Origin of the sequence: Streptomyces sp. S.PB5, from assembly GCF_030403745.1 — a bacterium.
Classification (GTDB): Bacteria; Actinomycetota; Actinomycetes; order Streptomycetales; family Streptomycetaceae; genus Streptomyces.
In genome coordinates, this window is record NZ_JAQMWP010000001.1 from 692,885 (window position 1) to 713,917 (window position 21,033).

General features: G+C 71.5%; 22 protein-coding genes. 14 read left to right on the forward strand and 8 right to left on the reverse strand.

Translation table 11 applies throughout. The features are described from left to right. The first annotated feature begins 40 nt into the window (after positions 1-40). Positions 41-628, forward strand: a complete 588-nt coding sequence (locus PH203_RS03115; RefSeq protein WP_289915768.1) for a helix-turn-helix domain-containing protein — start codon at positions 41-43, stop codon at positions 626-628. A gap of 14 nt (positions 629-642) precedes the next feature. Further along, complete coding sequence (locus PH203_RS03120) at positions 643-1,908, forward strand: MFS transporter (RefSeq protein WP_289915770.1); 1,266 nt, start codon at positions 643-645, stop codon at positions 1,906-1,908. A 55-nt stretch (positions 1,909-1,963) separates the two neighbouring features. On the opposite strand, the gene PH203_RS03125 is transcribed toward PH203_RS03120, so the two are convergent. Next, positions 1,964-2,599, reverse strand: coding sequence for a TIGR03085 family metal-binding protein (locus PH203_RS03125; RefSeq protein ID WP_289915771.1), 636 nt, complete (start codon positions 2,597-2,599; stop codon positions 1,964-1,966). A gap of 83 nt (positions 2,600-2,682) precedes the next feature. Between PH203_RS03125 and hisI the strand changes: the two genes are divergently transcribed. From hisI to lgt, 11 genes are all read left to right on the forward strand, one after another. Further along, positions 2,683-3,081, forward strand: coding sequence for a phosphoribosyl-AMP cyclohydrolase (gene hisI, locus PH203_RS03130; RefSeq protein ID WP_289915772.1), 399 nt, complete (start codon positions 2,683-2,685; stop codon positions 3,079-3,081). Positions 3,082-3,092: 11 nt separating this feature from the next. After that, on the forward strand, positions 3,093-4,580 hold the full coding sequence (locus PH203_RS03135) for an anthranilate synthase component I (protein WP_289915773.1): 1,488 nt from the start codon (positions 3,093-3,095) through the stop codon (positions 4,578-4,580). Positions 4,581-4,651: 71 nt separating this feature from the next. Next, on the forward strand, positions 4,652-5,293 hold the full coding sequence (locus PH203_RS03140) for a TIGR02234 family membrane protein (RefSeq protein ID WP_289915775.1): 642 nt from the start codon (positions 4,652-4,654) through the stop codon (positions 5,291-5,293). Positions 5,294-5,502: 209 nt separating this feature from the next. Then, the gene (locus PH203_RS03145) at positions 5,503-5,739 is read left to right on the forward strand and encodes an HGxxPAAW family protein (RefSeq protein ID WP_289915777.1); all 237 of its coding nucleotides are present in this window, start codon (positions 5,503-5,505) and stop codon (positions 5,737-5,739) included. Between the two features lie 81 nt (positions 5,740-5,820). Continuing rightward, complete coding sequence (locus PH203_RS03150; RefSeq protein ID WP_289915779.1) at positions 5,821-6,261, forward strand: DUF2752 domain-containing protein; 441 nt, start codon at positions 5,821-5,823, stop codon at positions 6,259-6,261. A 184-nt stretch (positions 6,262-6,445) separates the two neighbouring features. Continuing rightward, positions 6,446-7,255, forward strand: coding sequence for an indole-3-glycerol phosphate synthase TrpC (gene trpC / locus PH203_RS03155; RefSeq protein ID WP_289915780.1), 810 nt, complete (start codon positions 6,446-6,448; stop codon positions 7,253-7,255). Positions 7,256-7,277: 22 nt separating this feature from the next. Continuing rightward, positions 7,278-7,511 carry a tryptophan synthase subunit(beta) gene (locus tag PH203_RS03160; protein WP_289915782.1) on the forward strand — a complete coding sequence of 78 codons (234 nt, stop codon included), beginning with the start codon at positions 7,278-7,280 and terminating at the stop codon, positions 7,509-7,511. Between the two features lie 74 nt (positions 7,512-7,585). Beyond that, on the forward strand, positions 7,586-8,869 hold the full coding sequence (trpB, locus tag PH203_RS03165) for a tryptophan synthase subunit beta (RefSeq protein WP_289915784.1): 1,284 nt from the start codon (positions 7,586-7,588) through the stop codon (positions 8,867-8,869). Then, positions 8,866-9,684 (forward strand): tryptophan synthase subunit alpha, encoded by an 819-nt coding sequence (gene trpA, locus PH203_RS03170; protein WP_289915787.1) that lies wholly within the window; start codon positions 8,866-8,868, stop codon positions 9,682-9,684. Before trpB ends, trpA begins: the two co-directional genes overlap by 4 nt. A gap of 130 nt (positions 9,685-9,814) precedes the next feature. Then, positions 9,815-10,591, forward strand: a complete 777-nt coding sequence (locus tag PH203_RS03175; RefSeq protein WP_289915790.1) for a thioredoxin domain-containing protein — start codon at positions 9,815-9,817, stop codon at positions 10,589-10,591. Between the two features lie 83 nt (positions 10,592-10,674). Beyond that, on the forward strand, positions 10,675-11,655 hold the full coding sequence (gene lgt, locus PH203_RS03180; protein WP_289915791.1) for a prolipoprotein diacylglyceryl transferase: 981 nt from the start codon (positions 10,675-10,677) through the stop codon (positions 11,653-11,655). A gap of 65 nt (positions 11,656-11,720) precedes the next feature. Here the strand turns inward: lgt and PH203_RS03185 are convergent, their stop codons facing one another. Genes PH203_RS03185 through PH203_RS03215 form a run of 7 tightly spaced genes read right to left on the reverse strand, consistent with a single transcriptional unit; the run spans position 11,721 to position 19,687 of the window. Next, positions 11,721-12,551, reverse strand: a complete 831-nt coding sequence (locus tag PH203_RS03185; protein WP_289915792.1) for a CoA ester lyase — start codon at positions 12,549-12,551, stop codon at positions 11,721-11,723. Beyond that, complete coding sequence (locus PH203_RS03190; protein ID WP_289915793.1) at positions 12,548-13,750, reverse strand: CoA transferase; 1,203 nt, start codon at positions 13,748-13,750, stop codon at positions 12,548-12,550. The genes PH203_RS03185 and PH203_RS03190 overlap by 4 nt, the downstream gene beginning before the upstream one ends. Continuing rightward, positions 13,747-14,640 (reverse strand): ribokinase, encoded by an 894-nt coding sequence (gene rbsK / locus PH203_RS03195; RefSeq protein WP_289915794.1) that lies wholly within the window; start codon positions 14,638-14,640, stop codon positions 13,747-13,749. Before rbsK ends, PH203_RS03190 begins: the two co-directional genes overlap by 4 nt. Continuing rightward, positions 14,637-16,100: an ADP-ribosylglycohydrolase family protein gene (locus tag PH203_RS03200; RefSeq protein ID WP_289915796.1), complete on the reverse strand. Its 1,464-nt coding sequence runs from the start codon at positions 16,098-16,100 to the stop codon at positions 14,637-14,639. Before PH203_RS03200 ends, rbsK begins: the two co-directional genes overlap by 4 nt. Beyond that, positions 16,088-17,272 carry an ADP-ribosylglycohydrolase family protein gene (locus PH203_RS03205; protein ID WP_289915798.1) on the reverse strand — a complete coding sequence of 395 codons (1,185 nt, stop codon included), beginning with the start codon at positions 17,270-17,272 and terminating at the stop codon, positions 16,088-16,090. The genes PH203_RS03200 and PH203_RS03205 overlap by 13 nt, the downstream gene beginning before the upstream one ends. Positions 17,273-17,279: 7 nt before the next feature. Further along, positions 17,280-18,599 carry an ADP-ribosylglycohydrolase family protein gene (locus tag PH203_RS03210; protein ID WP_289915799.1) on the reverse strand — a complete coding sequence of 440 codons (1,320 nt, stop codon included), beginning with the start codon at positions 18,597-18,599 and terminating at the stop codon, positions 17,280-17,282. Then, positions 18,596-19,687 carry an ADP-ribosylglycohydrolase family protein gene (locus PH203_RS03215; protein WP_289915802.1) on the reverse strand — a complete coding sequence of 364 codons (1,092 nt, stop codon included), beginning with the start codon at positions 19,685-19,687 and terminating at the stop codon, positions 18,596-18,598. Before PH203_RS03215 ends, PH203_RS03210 begins: the two co-directional genes overlap by 4 nt. Positions 19,688-19,959: 272 nt before the next feature. Between PH203_RS03215 and PH203_RS03220 the strand changes: the two genes are divergently transcribed. Further along, positions 19,960-20,691, forward strand: coding sequence for a VIT1/CCC1 transporter family protein (locus PH203_RS03220; protein WP_289915804.1), 732 nt, complete (start codon positions 19,960-19,962; stop codon positions 20,689-20,691). Positions 20,692-21,033: the final 342 nt, after the last annotated feature.

A 21,033-nucleotide genomic window follows, 5' to 3' on the forward strand; every position in this document is an offset into this window, starting at 1 on the left:
ATATATTGCGCAAGATTTCTTTCGTATCTACGGTTGGGGCATGCCAAGCAAGGAGAACCGCCGGATCAAGGACGTGGGGACGCTGAAGGCGCTCGCCCACCCGCTGCGCGCAAACTTGTACCGGGCGCTGTCCCTGGCCCGGATCGCGACCGCCTCGCAGCTCGCCGAGCAGGTGGACGAGGCCGTGTCGCTGGTCAGTTACCACCTGCGCAAGCTCGCCGAGCACGGGCTGATCGAGGAGGCCGAGCCGCAGCGCGCGGACGGCCGGGAGCGCTGGTGGCAGCCGGCCTCCGACGGCATCAGCATCCGCGACGCTGACTTCGGCGACGCCCCGGAGAAGGCCGCGGCCCACACCGCCGCCGCGCGGCTCTTCCACGAACAGCGCGCCGACCTCTACCGCCGCTACCTGGACGAACGGGTCACCTGGAGCGCCGAGTGGAAGAGCGCCGCCCAGGACTCCGAGTCCTGGCTGCGCCTGACCTCGGCCGAACTGTCCGCACTCAGCGAGGAACTGCTCGCCGTCGTCAAGAGGTACGACGAGCTGGGCCGGGCCGCAGAGGCCGCCGGTGACACCGAAGGGCGCGAGAACGTCGCGCTGCACCTGTACGGCTTTCCGTTCCGCGTCTGAGAGAGGCCACCTCCGTGACCGCCACGCTCATAGCCCCGGCCGAAGCCGCCGCCAGACCCGCCCACCGCGACGGCAACGTCCTGCGCTGGCTCGCCGCCTACACCTCCTCCATGGTCGGCGACAGCGTGTACTACATCGCCCTGTCCTGGGCCGCCGTACAGGCCGGCAGCCCCTCGCAGGCCGGTCTGGTGATGTCCGTCAGCGCGCTGCCGCGGGCGGTGCTGATGCTCGGCGGGGGAGTGCTCGCCGACCGGCTCGGGCCGCGCCGGGTGGTCATCGGCAGTGACGTGGTGCGGTGCGCGGCGGTACTGGCGGTGGCGGCCCTGCTGTTCTTCACGAGCCCCGGGCTGTGGCCGCTGGCCGCGCTGGCCTTCGTCTTCGGCACCGTCGACGCGGTGTTCATGCCGGCCGTCGGGGCGCTCCCCGCGCGCGTGACGTCACGGGACCAGCTCGCGCGCGTGCAGGGCATGCGGGGACTCGGCATCCGCTTCGCGAGCGTGGTCGGCGGACCGCTGGGCGGGCTCGCGGTGGCGGCCGGCGGCGCGGCGGCCGGATTCGGTGTCGCGGGGTTGCTGATCGCCCTGTCGGTGCCGCTGCTGGTCTCGGTACGGATGCGGGAGCTGCCCGACGACGCCCCCGACGACGGCACCGCCGCCTCCGCCCGCCGCAGCACTGCCTGGGCCGATCTCGTGGACGGACTGCGCCACATCCGCCACCACCGCGTCCTCGCCCCGCTGATGCTGGCCATCACCCTCGGGGACCTCGGCTTCGTCGGCCCCCTCAACGTCGGCCTGACCCTCCTCGCCGACGAACGCGGCTGGGGCGCCTCGGGCATGGGCTGGATCCTCGCCGGGTTCGGCGTGGGCGCGGGGGCGGCGTCCTTGCTGCTGACCGTGCGCGGGCGGCTGCCGTACGCCGGGCAGGTGGCGGCGTACGCGATCCTCGCCGGCGCGGTCGCGATCGGCGCCCTCGCCTTCGCGCCGGGCATCGCGGCCGCCGTCGTCACGGCCCTGTTCGTCGGACTGCTCGCCGGGCTCAGCGGCGCCCTGTGCGCGGCGCTGCTCCAGACCCACACCGAACCCGCCTACCTGGGCCGCGTCACCGCCGTCGCAGGCCTCGCCAGCCTGGGCCTCGCCCCGTTGAGCATGCCGGTGTCCGCCGCGGCGATCGGGGCGTGGGGGACCGGACCGGTGTTCGTCATCAGCGCGGCGGTGTGCGGGCTCGGCGGGGTCGTGGCCCTGTGCGTACGGGACCTGCGCCGCGCGGAGCTTTTGAAGTAGGGCTCGGGGGCCTGCGAGGCCCGGGGCTCCACGCGAGCCCCGGCCCCCGCGAGGTTCAGATCCCGAGTTCCTTCGCCTCGTGCAGCTTGGCGATCGCGTCCTTGTCGCCGTCCAGTTCGACCTCGGCGGCGTTCTGGCGGCCGTACAGGAACAGCAGGAGCTCCGAGGGCTCGCCGGTCACCGTCACGACCGGGGTACCGCGGTGGGCGACCGCCGTCTGGCCGTCCGGGCGGCGCAGGACCAGGCCGGTCGGGGCGCTGCGGCCCATCAGGCGGGCGGTGCGCTCCAGGCGGCTCCAGAGGGCGTCCTGGAAGACCGGGTCCAGCTCGCGCGGCGTCCAGTCCGGCTGGGCGCGGCGGACGTCCTCGGTGTGGACGTAGAACTCGATCGTGTTGGAGGCCTCGTCGATCTGCTTGAGGTTGAACGGGGAGAAGCGCGGCGGGCCGGTACGGATCAGCTGGATCAGCTCCTCGTACGGCTTGGCCGCGAACTCCTCCATGGCCTTGTCGAGGCGGGCGGCGAGCTGCTTGATGAGGAGGCCGCCTGCGGCGTCGGGCCGGCGCTCGCGCACCACCACGTGCGCGGCGAGATCCCGGGTCTGCCAGCCCTCACAGAGAGTGGGAGCCTCGGGACCGGCGGTCTCCAGGAGGTCGGCGAGCAGAAGTCGTTCACGCTTGGCGAAAGTCGACATGCCGTCAGCCTACGACCGTGTTCGAGGTCCGCACAGTGGACGCCGCGCCTGCTCTGTCAGTGGCGCGCGGCACAATGGCACCCATGACCAGCAGCACTCCCGCGCCCACCAGCCTCGACCCGGAGATCGCCGCGCGCCTCAAGCGCAGCGCCGACGGGCTCGTCCCCGCCATCGCCCAGCAGTACGACACCGGTGAGGTGCTGATGCTCGGCTGGATGGACGACGAGGCGCTGCACCGCACGCTGACCACCGGCCGCTGCACCTACTGGTCGCGCAGCCGCCAGGAGTACTGGGTCAAGGGCGACACCTCCGGCCACTTCCAGTGGGTCAAGTCGGTCGCGCTGGACTGCGACGCCGACACCGTGCTGGTCAAGGTCGACCAGGTCGGCGCCGCCTGCCACACCGGCGCGCGCACCTGCTTCGACGCCGACGTGCTCCTCAAGGACGGCGCCGGTTCCGGCGTACCGGCCGCGGATCAGTAAGGTCACCGGCCATGGACCTTGAGACCTTCCGCAAGCTCGCCACCGACCGGCGTGTCATCCCGGTCACGCGCAAGCTCCTCGCCGACGGCGACACCCCGGTCGCGCTCTACCGCAAGCTCGCCGCCGAGCGCCCCGGCACCTTCCTGCTGGAGTCCGCGGAGAACGGCCGCACAGCTTTTCAATGGTCTCGCTACTCCTTCGTGGGCGTCCGGTCGGCGGCCACCCTCACCGCGCGCGACGGCCAGGCCCACTGGCTCGGCGCCCCGCCCGTCGGCGTCCCGGTCGACGGCGACCCCCTCGTCGCCCTGCGCGCCACCATCGAGGCCCTCCACACCCCCCACCAGGAGGGCTTGCCGCCCTTCACCGGCGGCATGGTCGGCTACCTCGGCTACGACATCGTGCGCCGCCTGGAGAAGATCGGTCCCGGCGAGCGCGACGACCTGCAGCTGCCCGAGCTGACCATGCTCCTGACCAGCGACCTCGCGGTCATGGACCACTGGGAGGGCTCGGTCCTCCTGATCGCCAACGCGATCAACCACAACGACCTCGACACCGGCGTCGACGAGGCATACGCCGACGCCGTGGCCCGCCTGGACGCCATGGAGGCGGACCTGTCCCGCGCGGTGGCCCAGCCGCCCGCCGTACTGCCCCCCTCCGAACTCCCCGAGTACACGGCCCTGTGGGGCGGCGAGGAGTTCCAGGAGGCCGTCGAGGACATCAAGGAGCGCATCCGCGCGGGCGAGGCCTTCCAGGTCGTCCCCTCGCAGCGCTTCGAAACGCCGTGCACGGCGAGCGCGCTGGACGTCTACCGGGTCCTGCGGGCGACGAACCCGTCGCCGTACATGTACCTGTTCCGCTTCGACGGCTTCGACGTCGTCGGCTCGTCCCCCGAGGCCCTGGTCAAGGTCGAGGACGGGCGGGCCATGGTCCACCCCATCGCCGGCACCCGCTGGCGCGGCGCGACCCCGCAGGAGGACCAGGCCCTCGCCGACGAACTGCTCGCCGACCCCAAGGAGCGCGCCGAGCACCTCATGCTCGTCGACCTGGGCCGGAACGACCTCGGGCGGGTCTGCGAGCCCGGCTCGGTGGAGGTCGTGGACTTCATGTCCATCGAGCGCTACTCCCACGTCATGCACATCGTCTCGACGGTCACCGGCAAGGTCGCCCAGGGCCGCACCGCCTTCGACGTCCTGACGGCCTGCTTCCCGGCGGGCACCCTCTCCGGCGCCCCCAAGCCGCGCGCGATGCAGATCATCGACGAACTCGAACCCTCCCGGCGCGGGCTGTACGGCGGCTGCGTCGGCTACCTCGACTTCGCGGGGGACTCCGACACGGCCATCGCCATCCGTACGGCGCTGCTCCGCGACGGCACGGCGTACGTCCAGGCCGGCGCCGGCATCGTCGCCGACTCCGACCCGGTCGCCGAGGACCAGGAGTGCCGCAACAAGGCGGCGGCGGTGCTGCGGGCGGTCCACACCGCGAACCGACTCGGCAAGTAGGTCTTCCACCAAGAAGTGGGGCGCTTCTCATACGAACCCCGGGTGACGGTTCGCCCGGGGTTCGGGTGATAGTGGAGTACGTGACTGCTGTTCCTCACCCCCGTTCCGAAGGCGCAGGCCCTGCCGGGCCCGGCCGCCTCAGCCTCGCCGTAGCCCTGCTCTCCGGCGCGCTCGGCGCGGCCGTGGCGCTGCTCTCGACCAGACAACAGTGGTCGTCGGGCACCGCGACGGTGGCGGGCGGCGCGTTTCCGCTCACCGCGAAGGGGAGCGACGTGACGGGCGTGCCGGCCGCCCTCGCCATAGTCGGCCTCGCCGCTCTTGTCGCCGTGTTCGCCGTGCGGCGGGCGGGGCGTTTCGCTGTTGCCGGGCTTCTCGCGCTGTCCGGGGCGGGGATCATCGCGGCGGCGATGCTGGGTGCGAGCGACAGTTCCGCGCTGGACGAGCAGGCCGCGAAGGCGTCCGGAGACGCGTCGGCGACGGTTGCCGCGTTGAGCCATACCGCTTGGCCGTACGTTGCCGCTGTCGGCGGGGCGTTGATTCTTCTGGCCGGGCTGCTTGCCCTGCGTTACGGGCGGTCGTGGCCCGCGATGTCCGGGCGGTACGAGCGCAACGGGGCGCCTCGGGCCAGTCGGCGGGCGAAGGCTGTGGATCCTGAGCGGCCTGAGGAGATGTGGAAGGCGCTGGATCGAGGGGAAGACCCGACAGGGGCGTAAGTGGGGTGTATTTCGGCTGGCGGCCGGTGGGGGCTTGTCGCGCCCGCGCGGCGGAGCCGCAAATCGATACAGCCCCGCGCCCCTGGGTGTCTGCACTTCCCCAGCGTTGAGCCGCTAGGGCTACCCCTGCGTACCTCTTCCCCACGCGTGCGGAACAATGAGGGCTGAGCGTCCGGCTCAGACACGTTTACAGCAACGAGGAGCAAGTCATGGCGGGCAGCAGCCACGGTCACACCCCGGCCGCCTGGACCGGTGTCACTATCGCGTTCATCGGTTTCTGCGTATCGGGCGCCTTCATGGTGCTGGCCGAGCCGCTGGGATTCTGGGCGGGCATGGTGATCGTGGTCGCCGGTGGCATCGTCGGCTGGATCATGAGCGCGATGGGTCTGGGGCAGCCGAAGGACGCTCACAAGGCGCTGGTGACCTCGGCGCAGACCGAGAGCTGAGCGGTACCGCAGTCGCGTACGACTTCCTGAGGGGCGGCCCCGTGCCGCCCCTCACGCGTGTCCGGGCCCGGGAGGGGCACAATGCAAGGCGTGAACGCCGACAGTCACAGGGTGACGCCGTACACGGCGAGGGCGGGGCGGGTGGCCGTGCCCGCGGGGATCATGGCGGCCGTCGCGGGGGCTTTCGCGTACGTGGCCGCCGTGGACCCCAATGAGCCGGGGCACTATCCCGTCTGCCCGCTCCTCCGCTACACCGGCCTGTACTGCCCGGGCTGCGGCGGGCTGCGCAGCGCGCACGCGTTCATCCACGGGGACTTCTTGGCCGCGTTGCAGGCCAACGCACCCGCCGTTCTCGGCTATCTGGGGTTCGCCGTGCTGTGGACCGTCTGGGTGGTCCGTGCCGTGCGGGGGCGGCCGATGCGGCTCGACCTGGGGCCCGTGTACCTGTGGACCGCGGGCGCATTGCTGCTGGTCTTCACGGTTGTCCGGAACCTGCCGTTCGGTGGCTGGCTGCATCCTTGATCAACTGGCGAACGTCCAGTACGGGGGCACCTCCCGCCCGAGCATGCGAAGCTTGTTCGAGGGTGGCGGAGGGGCCGGCGTCAACCGGATGCGAGGCCTAAGCCCTCCTCCGGATACCATCGCAGTGACCACCTCTTTTCACTGGTCGCTGGAACTGTCAACCGTCTGGAAGGGGGCCGCTCGCGTGAGTGTGCTCGACGAGATCATCGACGGAGTCCGTGCCGACCTCGCGGAGCGGCAGGCGCGCGTCAGCCTCGACGAGCTCAAGGAGCGCGCCGCGAAGGCTCCCGCGGCCAAGGACGGCGTGGCCGCACTGCGCGGCGACGGCGTCAAGGTCATCTGCGAGGTCAAGCGCTCCAGCCCCTCCAAGGGCGCGCTGGCCGCGATCGCCGACCCGGCGGGCCTCGCCGCCGACTACGAGGCCGGCGGCGCCGCCGTCATCTCCGTCCTCACCGAACAGCGCCGCTTCAGCGGCTCACTGGCCGACCTGGAGGCCGTCCGCGCGCGCGTGGACATCCCGGTCCTGCGCAAGGACTTCATCGTCACGTCGTACCAGCTGTGGGAGGCCCGCGCGTACGGCGCCGACCTCGCGCTGCTGATCGTCGCGGCCCTGGAGCAGCCCGCCCTGGAGTCCCTCATCGAGCGCGCGGTGTCCATCGGACTCACCCCGCTCGTCGAGGTCCACGACGAGGACGAGGTCGAGCGTGCCGTGGACGCCGGCGCCAAGGTCATCGGCGTCAACGCCCGCAACCTCAAGACCCTCGAGGTCGACCGCGGCACCTTCGAGCGCGTCGCCCCCGAGATCCCCGACCACATCGTCAAGGTCGCCGAGTCCGGCGTCCGCGGCCCTCACGACCTCATCGCCTACGCCAACGCGGGCGCCGACGCGGTCCTGGTCGGCGAGTCCCTGGTCACGGGCAAGGACCCCAAGGCAGCGGTGGCCGACCTGGTCGCGGCGGGCGAGCATCCCGCATTGCGGCACGGGCGCAGTTGATCTTTCGATAGGCTTGCGCGCGATGACTCCGACCATCCCTGCCGCTTCTGCGGACCGCTACGCCCGCCTCGCGCGCGGCTGCCGTCCGCGCGGCTGTCGCGCGCCCGCCCGCCGGGTGCACGGCCGCCGGGTGCGGTACGTGATCGGAGATGAGCCGGGGCAGGTCAACGGCATGCGATGGCAGCAGCGCCCCTTCAGGGGCGCGGGGCTGTATTTGATGTGCGGCGACCGCCGCGCGGGCGCGACCAGCCACTGACGGCCCGCAGTCGACTGACAACCCCACGCCCCACGGCGATCAGGCGTTTCCCAAACTCACCGTGAGGTTTCCGCATGCCCAGCGAGTTCTTCATCCCCGACCCGGAGGGTCAAGTCCCCAGCCCCGAAGGCTACTTCGGCGCGTTCGGCGGCAAGTTCATCCCGGAGGCCCTCGTCGCCGCCGTGGACGAGGTCGCCGTCGAGTACGACAAGGCCAAGCACGATCCCGAGTTCGCCCGCGAGCTCGACGACCTGCTGGTCAACTACACCGGCCGCCCCAGCTCCCTCACCGAGGTGCCGAGGTTCGCCGAACACGCCGGTGGCGCCCGGATCTTCCTCAAGCGGGAGGACCTCAACCACACCGGCTCCCACAAGATCAACAACGTGCTCGGCCAGGCCCTGCTCACCAAGCGCATGGGCAAGACGAGAGTCATCGCCGAGACCGGCGCCGGCCAGCACGGCGTCGCGACGGCCACCGCCTGTGCCCTCTTCGGCCTTGAGTGCACGATCTACATGGGTGAGATCGACACCCAGCGCCAGGCCCTCAACGTGGCCCGGATGCGCATGCTCGGCGCCGAGGTCATCGCCGTGAAGTCCGGCAGCCGCACGCTGAAGGACGCGATCAACGAGGCGTTCCGCGACTGGGTCGCCAACGTCGACCACACGCACTACCTCTTCGGCACGGTCGCCGGACCGCACCCCTTCCCGGCGATGGTCCGCGACTTCCACCGCGTCATCGGCGTCGAGGCCCGCCGCCAGATCCTGGAGCGGGCCGGCCGGCTCCCCGATGCGGCGATCGCCTGTGTCGGCGGCGGCTCCAACGCCATCGGCCTCTTCCACGCCTTCATCCCGGACGCGGGCGTCCGCCTCATCGGCTGCGAGCCCGCCGGGCACGGGGTGGAGACCGGCGAGCACGCGGCCACCCTGACCGCGGGCGAGCCCGGCATCCTGCACGGTTCGCGCTCCTACGTCCTGCAGGACGAGGAGGGCCAGATCACCGAGCCGTACTCGATCTCGGCCGGTCTGGACTACCCGGGCATCGGCCCCGAGCACTCCTACCTCAAGGACAGCGGCCGCGGCGAGTACCGCGCGGTCACCGACGACGCGGCCATGCAGGCGCTGCGGCTGCTGTCCCGCTCCGAGGGCATCATCCCGGCGATCGAGAGCGCGCACGCGCTGGCCGGTGCCCTGGAGGTCGGCAAGGAACTCGGCAAGGACGGGCTGATCATCGTCAACCTGTCCGGGCGCGGCGACAAGGACATGGACACGGCCGCGCGCTACTTCGGGCTGTACGACACCGACGCCGAGGTCGCGGCCGACGCCGCCGACCTCGCCGAGATCGAGGGGGACGCCAAGTGAGCGGGAACATTCAGCTGCTGACCGACACCCTCGCCGGTGCCAAGGCCGAGGGCCGCTCCGCGCTCATCGCCTACCTCCCGGCCGGGTTCCCGACCGTGGACGGCGGCATCGAGGCGATCAAGGCCGTCTTCGACGGCGGTGCCGACGTCGTCGAGGTGGGCCTGCCGCACTCCGACCCGGTTCTTGACGGTCCCGTCATCCAGACCGCCGACGACATCGCCCTGCGCGGCGGCGTCAAGATCGCGGACGTGATGCGGACGGTGCGCGAGGCGTACGAGGCGACCGGGAAGCCGGTGCTCGTGATGACGTACTGGAACCCGATCGACCGCTACGGCGTCGAGCGGTTCACCGCCGAGCTCGCCGAGGCGGGCGGCGCCGGGTGCATCCTGCCCGACCTGCCCGTGCAGGAGTCGGCGCTGTGGAGGGAGCACGCGGAGAAGCACGGGCTCGCGACCGTGTTCGTGGTGGCGCCGAGCAGCAAGGACGAGCGGCTCGCGCAGATCACCGCGGCGGGCAGCGGGTTCGTGTACGCCGCCTCGCTCATGGGGGTCACCGGTACGCGCGCGTCGGTGGGCGCGCAGGCGCAGGACCTGGTCGAGCGCACGCGCGCGACCGGGACCGGCCTGGCCGTCTGCGTCGGGCTCGGGGTCTCCAACGCGACGCAGGCCGCCGAGGTGGCCGGCTTCGCCGACGGGGTGATCGTGGGCTCGGCCTTCGTGAAGCGGATGCTGGACGCGCCGGACGACAAGGCGGGCGTCGAGGCGGTGCGCGAACTCGCGGGTGAGCTGGCGAAGGGCGTGCGCAAGCAGGCGTAGGGCTCTCCGCGGATCCCGGCCGTGGTCCTGCGGAGCCTGGCCCCAGTCGGGACATTTCGTACAGGTCACTCGAACGGGTGGACCTGGGACCGGGGAGGCGCGCTGCGCCTCCCCGGTTCGTTCTGCGGGTGTGAGCGAGAAGAACCGTGAGGGAAAGCGCACCGCCCGCGAGCGGCTGGCGGTCGAGCGAGAGAAGCAGAAGACCGCGGAGAAGCGGCGGCGGACGCTGATTGTGGGTGCCAGTGTCGTCTGTGTGCTGGGGCTCGCGGCGGTGATCGGAGTGGTCGCCGCCAACGCGGGCAAGGACGACGACAGCGACACCGCGGGCCCGGTCGTGGCGCCCTCGGGGGCCAACGGCGACGGCAACCTCGCCGTCCCGGTCGGCAGGACGAGCGCCAAGTCCACGCTCACGGTCTGGGAGGACTTCCGCTGCCCGGCCTGCAAGTCCTTCGAGGACGCCTACCGCTCGACCATCCACGAGCTGACCGACTCCGGACAGCTGAAGGCCGAGTACCGCCTCGCCACGATCATCGACACCAACATGGGCGGCTCCGGCTCCCGCAAGGCGGCCAACGCGGCGGCCTGTGCGCAGGACGCGGGCAAGTTCACCGCGTACCACGACGTGCTGTACGAGAACCAGCCGGCGGAGACCGACGACGCCTACGCCAAGAACAGCAAGCTCATCGAGCTGGCCAAGAAGGTCGACGGCCTGGACACCCCGGCGTTCCGCACCTGTGTCGAGGGCGGCACCCACGACAGCTGGGTCGCCAAGTCCGCGGCGGCCTTCCGCAAGGGCAAGTTCACCGGTACCCCGACCGTGCTCCTGGACGGCAAGAACATCTATCAGGACCAGACGATGACCCCGGCGAAGCTGAAGCAGCTGGTGCAGGAGGCCAACAAGGGATAGGAGTTCTCCGGCCCTCCCGTTATGGACCCGTAGCCGGGCTGCCTGCCGCGGGCGCCGCCCGGCACGGTAGCGTCGGGGTTGCCATGGAACTTGCCTACATTCCCAGCCCGTCGCGCGGGGTGATCCACCTCGGCCCCATTCCGCTGCGCGGCTATGCGTTCTGCATCATCATCGGCGTCTTCGTTGCCGTCTGGCTCGGCAACAAGCGCTGGATCGCCCGGGGCGGGCGGGCCGGCACGGTGGCCGACATCGCGGTCTGGGCCGTGCCGTTCGGTCTGCTCGGCGGCCGGCTGTACCACGTGATCACGGACTACGAGCTGTACTTCAGCGAGGGCCGTGACTGGGTGGACGCCTTCAAGATCTGGGAGGGCGGTCTCGGCATCTGGGGCGCGATCGCGCTCGGTGCGGTGGGTGCCTGGATCGGCTGTCGCCGCCGGGGCATCCCGCTCCCGGCCTACGCCGACGCCATCGCCCCCGGCATCGCCCTCGCACAGGCGATCGGCCGTTGGGGCAACTGGTTCAACCAGGAGCTGTACGGGCGGGAGACGGATCTGCCCTGGGCCCTGCACATCACGTCCTCCACGGACGGCCGGGTCCCGGGCTACTACCACCCGACCTTCCTCTACGAGTCCCTGTGGTGCATCGGCGTCGCCCTCCTCGTCATCTGGGCCGACCGCCGCTTCAAGCTGGGCCACGGACGAGCGTTCGCGCTGTACGTCGCCGCGTACTGCGTGGGCCGGTTCTGGATCGAGTACCTCCGCGTCGACGACGCCCACCACATCCTGGGCCTGCGGCTGAACAACTGGACCGCGGTCATCGTGTTCCTGCTCGCGGTGCTGTACATCGTGCTGTCGGCGAGGAAGCGCCCGGGGCGCGAAGAGGTCGTCGAGCCGAATGCCGCTGACGGTGAGGACGCGGAGGACGAGAAGACGGACGGCGAGGAAAAGGCCGAGCCCGGCTCCGCCGAGGTGAAGGCCGAGGCCGAGTCGAAGGACGAGGCCGGATCGACGGATACGGATGCGGCCGAGTCCGCGGATGAGGCCGAGTCGGCCAGGAAGAGCTGACGGCTGTCGTACGACGACGAGGGCGCCCGGGTCTGCCGGGCGCCCTCGTCGTATGCGGGCGGTCGTCAGCGGCGGCGTGCCAGGGACAGGGTGCGTCGGGCCGCCGCCACCACCGCGGCGTCGATGAAGCTGCCGTCGGGCAGTGCCTGGGCGCCCGGTTCCACGGACGCCGCCTTCACGATCGTTTCCGCCTGTTCGATCTCCCAGGTCGTCGGGAGGTAGGCCCGCTCGATCACCGGGAGCTGGCGGGGGTGGATGGCGGCGCGGCCCAGGAAGCCGAGGGTGCGGCCGTGGGCGCAGGAGGCGGCCAGGCCCTCCAGGTCGCGGATGTCGGGGTGGACCGACTGGGGCGGGGGCGGGAGGGCCGCGGCTCGGGCGGCCACGACGACTCGGGAGCGGGACCAGTCGAGGCCGGCGTCGTCGCGTACGCCCAGGTCGGCGCGGAGGTCCGCCTCGCCGAGGGCGATGCCGTGCAGGCAGGGGTGGGCCGCGGCGATGTCGTAGGCGCGCTCCACGCCCAGGGCTGTTTCCAGGAGGGCGTAGAGGGAGAGGGCGCCTCCGGCGGCGGGAGGAATGCGGTCGGCGATGGTGGTGATCTGGTCCGGGGAGGTGACCTTGGGGAGACGGAGGCCGGCCAGGCCGGGGAGGGCGGACAGTGCCTTCAGATCGTCCGCCGCGAGAGGGCTCTCCAGGGCGTTCACCCGGACATGGACGGGGACGGGGTGGGGCTCGGTCAGGAGCTCGGCCGTGGCGTCGCGGGCGTAGGCCTTGCGGTCGGGGGCGACCGCGTCCTCCAGGTCGATCACCACGACATCGGCGCCGGCCGTCAGGGCCTTCGCCACCACGTGCGGGCGGTCGCCGGGGGCGTACAGCCAGGTCAGTGGTGCTGCCGTCATACGGCGCCCGCCTGGCGCAGCGTCGCCAACTCGGCCTTGGTCAGGCCCAGTTCGGTCAGGACCTCCGCGGTGTCCGCGCCGTGCGGGCGGCCGGTCCAGCGGATCGCGCCGGGGGTGGCCGAGAGGCGGAAGAGGACGTTCTGCATACGGAGGGGGCCGAGCTCCGGGTCGGTGACCGTGGTGATGGTGTCGAGGGCCTCGTACTGGGGGTCCGTCATCACGTCCCGCACGTCCTGGACCGGGGCCACCGCGGCCTCCGCCTTCTCGAAGGCCGCCAGGACCTCCGTACGGGTGCGGCCGGCGATCCAGGTGCCGACCGCCTCGTCGAGGACGTCGGCGTGGGCGGCCCGGTCGGCGCCCGTGGCGAACCACGGTTCGGCGATCAGGTCCTCGCGGCCGACCAGGCGCATCACGCGTTCCGCGACCGACTGGGCGGAGGTGGAGACGGCGACCCAACTGCCGTCCGCGGTGCGGTAGGTGTTGCGCGGGGCGTTGTTGGCGGAGCGGTTTCCGGTGCGTTGCTGGACGTAGCCGAGTTGGTCGTACCAGGTGGGCTGCGGGCCGAGGACGCTGAGGATCGGTTCGATGATCGCCATGTCCACGACCTGGCCCTCGCCCGTGCGGTCGCGGGCGGCGAGAGCCGTCATCACCGCATACGCCGTCGCCAGCCCGGCGATGGAGTCGGCGAGGCCGAACGGGGGGAGCGTCGGGGGTGCGTCCGGTTCGCCGGTGATCGCCGCGAAGCCGCTCATCGCCTCGGCGAGGGTGCCGAAGCCGGGGCGGTGGGCGTAGGGGCCGAACTGCCCGAAGGCGGTGACACGGGTGAGGACCAGACGGGGGTTGGCGGCGGAGAGCTCCTCCCAGCCGAGGTCCCATTTCTCCAGGGTGCCGGGGCGGAAGTTCTCGATGAGCACGTCGGCGGTGGCGGCGAGGCGCAGGAGGGTGGTCCGGCCGCCCGGCTTGGAGAGGTCCAGGGTGATCGTGCGTTTGTTGCGGCCGAGGAGTTTCCACCACAGACCCACGCCGTCCTTCGACGGGCCGTGGCCGCGGGAGGGGTCGGGTTTGGCGGGGTGCTCGACCTTGATGACCTCCGCGCCGAAGTCGCCGAGCATCGTGGCGGCCAGGGGGCCGGCGAAGAGGGTGGCGAGGTCCAGGACACGCAGGCCGGTGAGGGGTGCGGCTCGGTTCATGGCGGTCATCCCGTGAACTGCTTGTCGATCTCCGGGCGGTAGGGCATCGATGTGGAGGCGCCGGGCCGCTGGACCGAGATCGCCGCGGCCGTGGCCGCCCACTTCAGGGCCTGCGGCATGGGGCGGCCTTCGCCCAGTGCCACCGCGAGGGCGCCCACGAAGGTGTCGCCCGCGCCGGTCGAGTCGACCGTGGACACCTGCGGGGCGGGGACGGCCACGGGGTCGGCGTCGCGGGCCACGTAGAGGCTGCCCGCGGAGCCCAGGGTGACCACCACCTCCGGCACCTCCTCCAGCAGGGCGAGGGCCGCGGCGTGCGGGTCGGTGCGGCCGGTGAGGGTGGTCGCCTCGTGCTCGTTGGGGATCAACAGGTCAGTGGCGGTGAGGAGTTCGAGGGGGAGAGGCTGGGCCGGGGCAGGCGTCAGGATCGTCCGGACACCGTGGGCGCGGGCCGCCTCGGCGCCCGCGACGACCGCCGCCAGCGGGATCTCCAGCTGGAGGAGCAGGGCGTCGGCGCCGGCGATGAGGCCCTCGTCGCCCGGGGCCAGGTGGTCGACGGTGCCGTTCGCGGCGGGGATCACCACGATCGCGTTGCCGCCCTCGTCGTCGACGACGATGTGGGCGGTGCCCGACGGGCCCTCGACGGTGCGGAGATGGTCGGTGTCGACGCCGGAGTGTTCGAGGGTGGAGCGGAGCTGGGTGCCGTAGGTGTCGTTGCCGACCGCGCCCATCATCGAGACGTTCGCGCCGGCGCGGGCCGCGGCGATCGCCTGGTTGGCGCCCTTGCCGCCGGGGACCGTACGGAACTCGCGTCCCGTCACGGTCTCTCCGCGTTGCGGGGCCTTCTCGACATAGGCGACGAGGTCCATGTTCGTGCTGCCTAGGACGGCGATGTGGGTCATGGGCGGGAAGCCTCCAGGTGGGTGAGGTGGGCCAGGGCGTCGAAGCCGCTGCCGTCGAAGTCGGCGACGGTGGTGGAGAGGCGGTTCTTCAGGGGGGCGGTCCAGCGGTCGGGGAGGTTGTCGGGAGTGCCGGCGAGGAGGGCGGCGATGCTGCCCGCCGTGGCGCCGTTGGAGTCGGTGTCCCAACCGCCGCTCACCGCTTTGCAGATGGATGCGGTGAAGTCGCCGTCGGCGTGCGTGAGGGCGGCGGTGATGAGGGCCGTGTTGGGGATCGCGTGGACCCAGTGGTGGGTGTGGGCGTAGGTGGCGTGGAGTTCGTCCACGACCTTGTCGAAGTCTTCGGTTTCTTCTGCCAGTTGGATCGCGTGGTGGATTGCCTTCATCAGGCGGGAGGTCGGGGGGATCACGGTCAGGCCGGTGCGCAGACAGGCGTGGATGTCGTGCTCGCCGGTGGCCGCGGCGGCGATCGTGGCCGCCGTGAACATCGCCGCGTAGACGCCGTTGGCGGTGTGGGTGAGGGTGGCGTCTCTATGGGCCTGTTCGGCGGCGGCTGCCGGGTCGCCGGGGTTGGTCCAGCCGTGGACGTCGGCTCGGATCAGGGCGCCGATCCATTCGCGGAAGGGGTTGCGGTGGCGGGCCGTGTGCGGTGGGTTCAGGCCGAGGAGGAGGTTGCGGTAGGCGATGCGTTCCGCTGTGAACGTGCGGCCTGCGGGGAGTTCGTCGAGCCAGAGGGTCGCTACGTCGGGGGTGGTGAAGGATCTGCCGTGGCGTTGCAGCAGGAGGAGGTTGAGGAGGGGGTAGTTGAGGTCGTCGTCCTCTGGCATGCCGTCGATGTTCTCGGCGAGGGAGGTGGGTGCCGAGCGGCGGTTCCAGGGGTGGGCTTCGAGGAGGGGTTCGGGGACTCCCTTGGCTGTGAAGTACGCGTTCAGGGGCCAGTTGCCGGTGGATCTGGCCAGGGCGCGGATGGCTTCCAGGGGGAGTTTCTCCACTGGTTTGCCCAGGAGGCAGCCGATGGCTCTGCCTAGCCAGGCTGCTTCGTAGTTGGCCTGGGTGGGGGTTGCTGTCGGGGTGGGTGCGCTTGCCCGCGCTGGCGGGGTGCCTCCCCCAGAGGGGGGACCCCCAGCGCCCACCCGTGCCGCCCCTAGCGGCACGCCTGCCCGCAGGCTAAGCGGGCTAAGTGGCCATGCTGGGCACAGTGCCTTGATGCTCGCCAGGTCTGTTGGTTCGGCTTCCTCTGACTTGCTTGGTAGGTCTGCCAGTTCGTCCAGTAGGTCCTTTGCCAGTTGGCGCAGGTATCTGGAGGAGGGGTCCGGGGAGGCGCCTGCGCTCAGGGGGGCCTCCTGGCCTCCCGCCGCTTTCCATCGCGCCGCGATCAGGCATGCCTCTCGGCCGTCCAGCACCGCCTGGCGGAGTTCGTGGCCCAGGAGGTCTTCCGGCTGGACCCAGGTCAGTCGGAGCATCTCGGGCCTCCGACCGCGGTGAAGGCCGCCTCGTGGGCGCGGCGGCGGCGTACGTCCCGTTCGTAGATCTCGCGGGTCACCTCGGTGAGTGTCGTCGCCGGCTCCCAGAGGTCCAGACGGCTGGCTTCCGATACCTGTTTCGCCCAGTCCTCAGGGGGCGGGGAGCCCAGGGCGCCCGCGATCGCGCCTGCCATCGTGGCGATCGAGTCGCAGTCGCGGCCGTAGTTGACCGCGCCCAGGACCGCGTGGCGGAAGTCGCCCGCGGCCACCAGCAACATGCCGAGGGCGACGGGGAGTTCCTCGATCGCGTGGAGGCGGGAGGGGCGGCGGGCGCCCAGGGAGGGGGCGCGGTAGTCGGGGCCCACGGTGTCGTAGGGGGCGACCGCTTCTCGGAGGGGGATCAGCGCGGACTCGAAGTCCCTGTGCTCCTGGGCCGCTTCGCAGACCTTGAGGATCGCTTCCCGGGTGCCGTCCTTCGCCAGGGACAGGCATGCCGTGACCACCGACTCCGGGGTCGCGTCCGGGGCGCAGGCCGCCGCCACCGCCGCCGCGAAGACCCCCGCCGCCTCCCTGCCGTACGACGACTGGTGGGGGCCCGCGATGTCCAGCGCCTCGGCGTACGCGGCGCGGGGGTTGGCCGCGTTCACCAGGCCGACCGGGGCCATGTACATCGCCGCGCCGCAGTTCACGATGTTGCCGACGCCTGCCTCGCGGGGGTCTGCGTGGGCGTAGTGGAGGCGGGTGACCAGCCACTTCTCCGCCAGGAAGACGCGGTGCAGGGGGAGCGCCTCTTGTTCCAGCTCCGGGATCCAGCGCGGGGTCGTCATCAGGTCCGGGACCAGGTGGTCCGCGATGGCGTAGGCGTCCAGGTGGTCGCGGACCTTGGCGTAGACCCTGATCAGGGCGTGCGTCATCAAGGTGTCGTCGGTGACGTGGCCGTCGCCCTTGTGGTACGGGGCGATGGGGCGGGCCGTGCGCCAGGCGTCGCCGTTCCAGGGGCCGACGATGCCGTGGACGCGGCCGCCGTGGCGTTCGAGGATCTGGTCGGGGGAGTAACCCTCGACCGGACCGCCCAGGGCGTCGCCTACCGCCGCGCCCACGAGGGCGTGGGCGATCCGGTCTTCGAGGGGTGTCGCATCGGGCGGACGTCTTTCTTGCTGTTTGGGCGTCATGCCCGAATCATCCACCTGGTGGGGCCGGTTGTGTGGCTTCCAGGAGCTCGGCGAGTTCCACGAGGTCGGTGCCGGTGAGACGGGGGAGGGCACAGCCGGAGAGGGTGCGGCAGGTGTCCCGCCAGGTGGTGGGGATGGCGTTGCCGCCGCTCAGCGCGCCGGTCAGGGCGCCGGTCAGGGCGGGGGCGGAGTCCGCGACCCGGGAGAGACAGGCCGCGGCGGGGATCGCCTCGGCGATGCGGCCTCGGGCGGCGGTGGAGAGGGCCAGGGCCACGGGGACCGTTTCGGCGGCTGCGATGCCGTAGCTGTAGACGTGGTCGACGATCTGGTGCTCCAGGAGGGGGACGAGGGTGAAGGCGTTCTCTGCGTCCTGGGCGAGCTTCAGGGCGTGGCGGGCGTTTCTGCCGATCTCTGTTTCCTCGGGGAGTTCCGCGAGGGCGGCTGTGGTGCAGGCGTGGACGGTTTCGCCGGTCAGGGCCAGGGAGACGGCCGCGGCCATGGCTCTCGCGCCGTGCACTCCGTCGCCGTCCTGGGTGTAGCGGGCGTCGAACTCGGCGAGGGCCGCGGCGAGTCGGGGGTCGCCGGGGTGGGCGACCGCCAGGACGCAGGCCCTGACGCAGGCCGCGTCGTCGAAGTAGTGGGGGTTGTCATGGCCTGTCGCGGGTGGGCGCAGGCCGGCGGCCAGGTTGCCCAGGCCCGCTCGCACCGAGATACGGGCTCTCAGGGGGAGTACGGCGGATTCGACCTCGGGGGCGCGGTCCGCCGCAGCGGCCACCTCACTGGCGAGGGCGTTCCAGGTGAGGTCGATCGCGGCTCTGGTGCGGCGTTCCCGGCTCAGGTCGCCCAGAGCGGTGTCGTCGCCTGCGCGGAGGAGGGCCTCGGCGGCGAAGGCCGCCCATTCCGCGTCGTCGGAGGGGCCGAGGCGGAGGGGCTCGGGGGGTTGGTTGAGGGCGATGGGGACGGGGAGGGTGGTGGTGGCGTTCTGTTCGGCGAAGGTGTCGAGTTCGCGGGTGAGGCGGCGGGTCCAGTCGGGCATGCGGGCGGCTCTGTGGCGGGCGGCGGGCCAGCCTGCGGCGTCGCCTGCGGCCAGGCCTAGCAGGAGGCCTTCGATGCGGCGTTGGGTGCGTTGTTCGGTGCGTTGTTCGGTGCGCCGGGATTCTTTCGCCCCCGCCGCCCCTTCCCTCCCCCAGAGGGGGGACCCCCACCGTCCTCCAGGGGCTGCCGCCCCTTCGACCCCGCACCCAGGGGGCTCCGCCCCCTGGACCCCCGTCGGCCCTGAAGGGGCCTCGTCCTCAAACGCCGGACGGGCTGAGAGGTGCGGGCTCATCCGTTTGTCCCCGAGTCCTCGTCCGCCGCCAGCGCGAACGCCGTCGGGTCCGGAGTCGGCCAGTGCTCCTCGCTCACGGGATCTGGGCCTCGTACCGCTTCCGTCAGTCTGTCCGCCACGTCCAGGACGTGATGGCCCGCCATTGCCGGGAGGCAGCTGCCTCTGGCCGGGCCGATCGCTGATGCCCAGTCCGTCGGGATGGCGGACACGCCCCTTGTCGCGCCCGCCAGCGCCCCCGCCACCGCTGCCGTCGTGTCGGCGTCTCTTCCCATGTTCACCGCCGTGAGGACCGCGTCCACGAAGTCGCCGTCGGCCGCCGCGTAGGCGCCGAAGGCCAATGCGACCGCTTCGGGGGCCAGGTCGGTCCAGGGGTAGCCGCCGATGACCACCGCTGAGCGGACCGCTCGTTCGCCTCTGTGGGCCACCGCCACCGCCCTGCGCAGGGACCGTGCCGTCCATGAGTCGTCCGGGACCACCGCCAGGGCCGAGGCCACCACCGCGATCGTGGGGGCGCCCGTCATGGCGGCTGCCACGCCTGCCGCCACCGCCTGGCCGCCGTAGATGCCCTCGCCGTCGTGGCTGACCGAGCCGTCGATGGCCACCAGCCTTGCCGCCTCTGCCGGGCGGCCCGCCGCGAAGACGCCGAAGGGGGCCGCCCGCATCGCCAGGCCGTCGCTCCAGGCGTGGCGATGCTGGGCCGAGATGGGGGCGGCCAGGCCTCTGCGGAGGTTCTCCAGGGTGCCTCGTTCGCTGAAGCCCGCCCCGCGGAAGGGCCCCTCGTCCCGGTCCGCGATCCACTTGTGCCAGGCCGCTTCCACATCGGTCGGCGTCAGTGCCGAGCCGTGGCGGGCGAGGAGGAGGCCCGAGAAGATCGCGTACTCCGTGTCGTCCGTGCCCGCGGGGTGTTCCGCGACGTAGCCCGTGATGCGGCCCCAGCGGGCTCTGATCTCCGACGGTTTCATGTTCTCCGCCGGTGCTCCCAGTGCGTCGCCCACCGCCAGGCCCAGGAGCGCGCCGCGGGCCCGCTCGCGGAGCCGGGCGGCGTCGCCGGGTGTCGGAACCGAGGGAATGCAGGCGATGGATGCCATACGGGGCCTCTCTTCCGGAGGCTCCGCACGGGACGCGGGGCCTTTGCGGATGTGTCCCACCGGGGTGTGTCACACGAGCATCCGCAGCCCCAGCATCACCCGGTCGACATATGAGCGGGGTGCTGATCGTATGCGCATTCGAGGGTAAAGCTGCAGGTTAGCCCAGGCTTTCCTTTCTGGCGGGCAGGAATTCCGCGGCGTACAGTCTGGTTGTCGGTAATTAGAATCAGTCTAAAGTTAGCTTTGGCTTAGCTTTCCTGGGGGAGTCCGAGATGGCCATCATCGAGACCGAGGCGCCACTGCACGAGGCGCACCGTGACAACCACACCCACCGCGATGTGAACGGTGGTTGGCTGCGGCCCGCCGTCTTCGGGGCCATGGACGGGCTTGTCTCCAACCTCGCCCTCATGACCGGCGTCGCCGGCGGGGCCGTCGGCCAGCAGGTCATCGTGGTGACGGGGCTTGCCGGCCTGGCCGCCGGCGCCTTCTCCATGGCCGCCGGTGAGTACACCTCCGTCGCCTCGCAGCGGGAGCTGGTCGAGGCCGAGCTGGATGTCGAGCGGCGGGAGCTGCGCAAGCATCCGCAGGACGAGGAAGCCGAGCTCGCGGCTCTGTACGAGGCCCGAGGGGTCGAGCCCTGGCTCTCGCGGGAGGTCGCCAAGCAGCTGTCGCGGGATCCCGAGCAGGCCCTGGAGATACACGCCCGTGAGGAGCTCGGGATCGATCCCGGGGATCTGCCCTCGCCGCTCGTCGCCGCCGTGTCGTCGTTCGGGGCGTTCGCGCTGGGCGCCCTGCTTCCCGTACTGCCCTATCTGCTGGGCGCCAGTGCGCTGTGGCCGGCCGTGCTCGTCGCGCTCCTCGGGCTCTTCGGGTGCGGTGCCGTGGTGGCCAAGGTGACCGCGCGGACCTGGTGGTTCAGCGGACTGCGGCAGCTCGCTCTCGGTGGTGCCGCGGCCGGTGTGACGTACGCCCTGGGCACTTTGTTCGGAACGGCCGTAGGATAAGCCAACTGGAACTTATGCGTTGGGCCGCATAAGTAGCCGTTACTCACTGGTTTCGAATGCTTAACCACTGGGCATGAGCCGTAAGCGCTGGTGGGCAATGACGCCTGCCGCGCACTCGCGAGGTGGGCGACGCCGCTCCCCCCGCCCCCTTGGACCGACAGACACTGATCTGTCCTGTTCGGTCCCACACACTTCAGGCCACGTTCGCGATACCCGCATCGCACTCTCGTGGCGTCCGCATGTTGGAACGGGATATCCGCTTCCCGAGATCCGCTCCATCATGTAACCTGCACGAAATTTTGCGCACACGCAGAGGGCCAGCGTCGTCCCTCGGCACGCCAG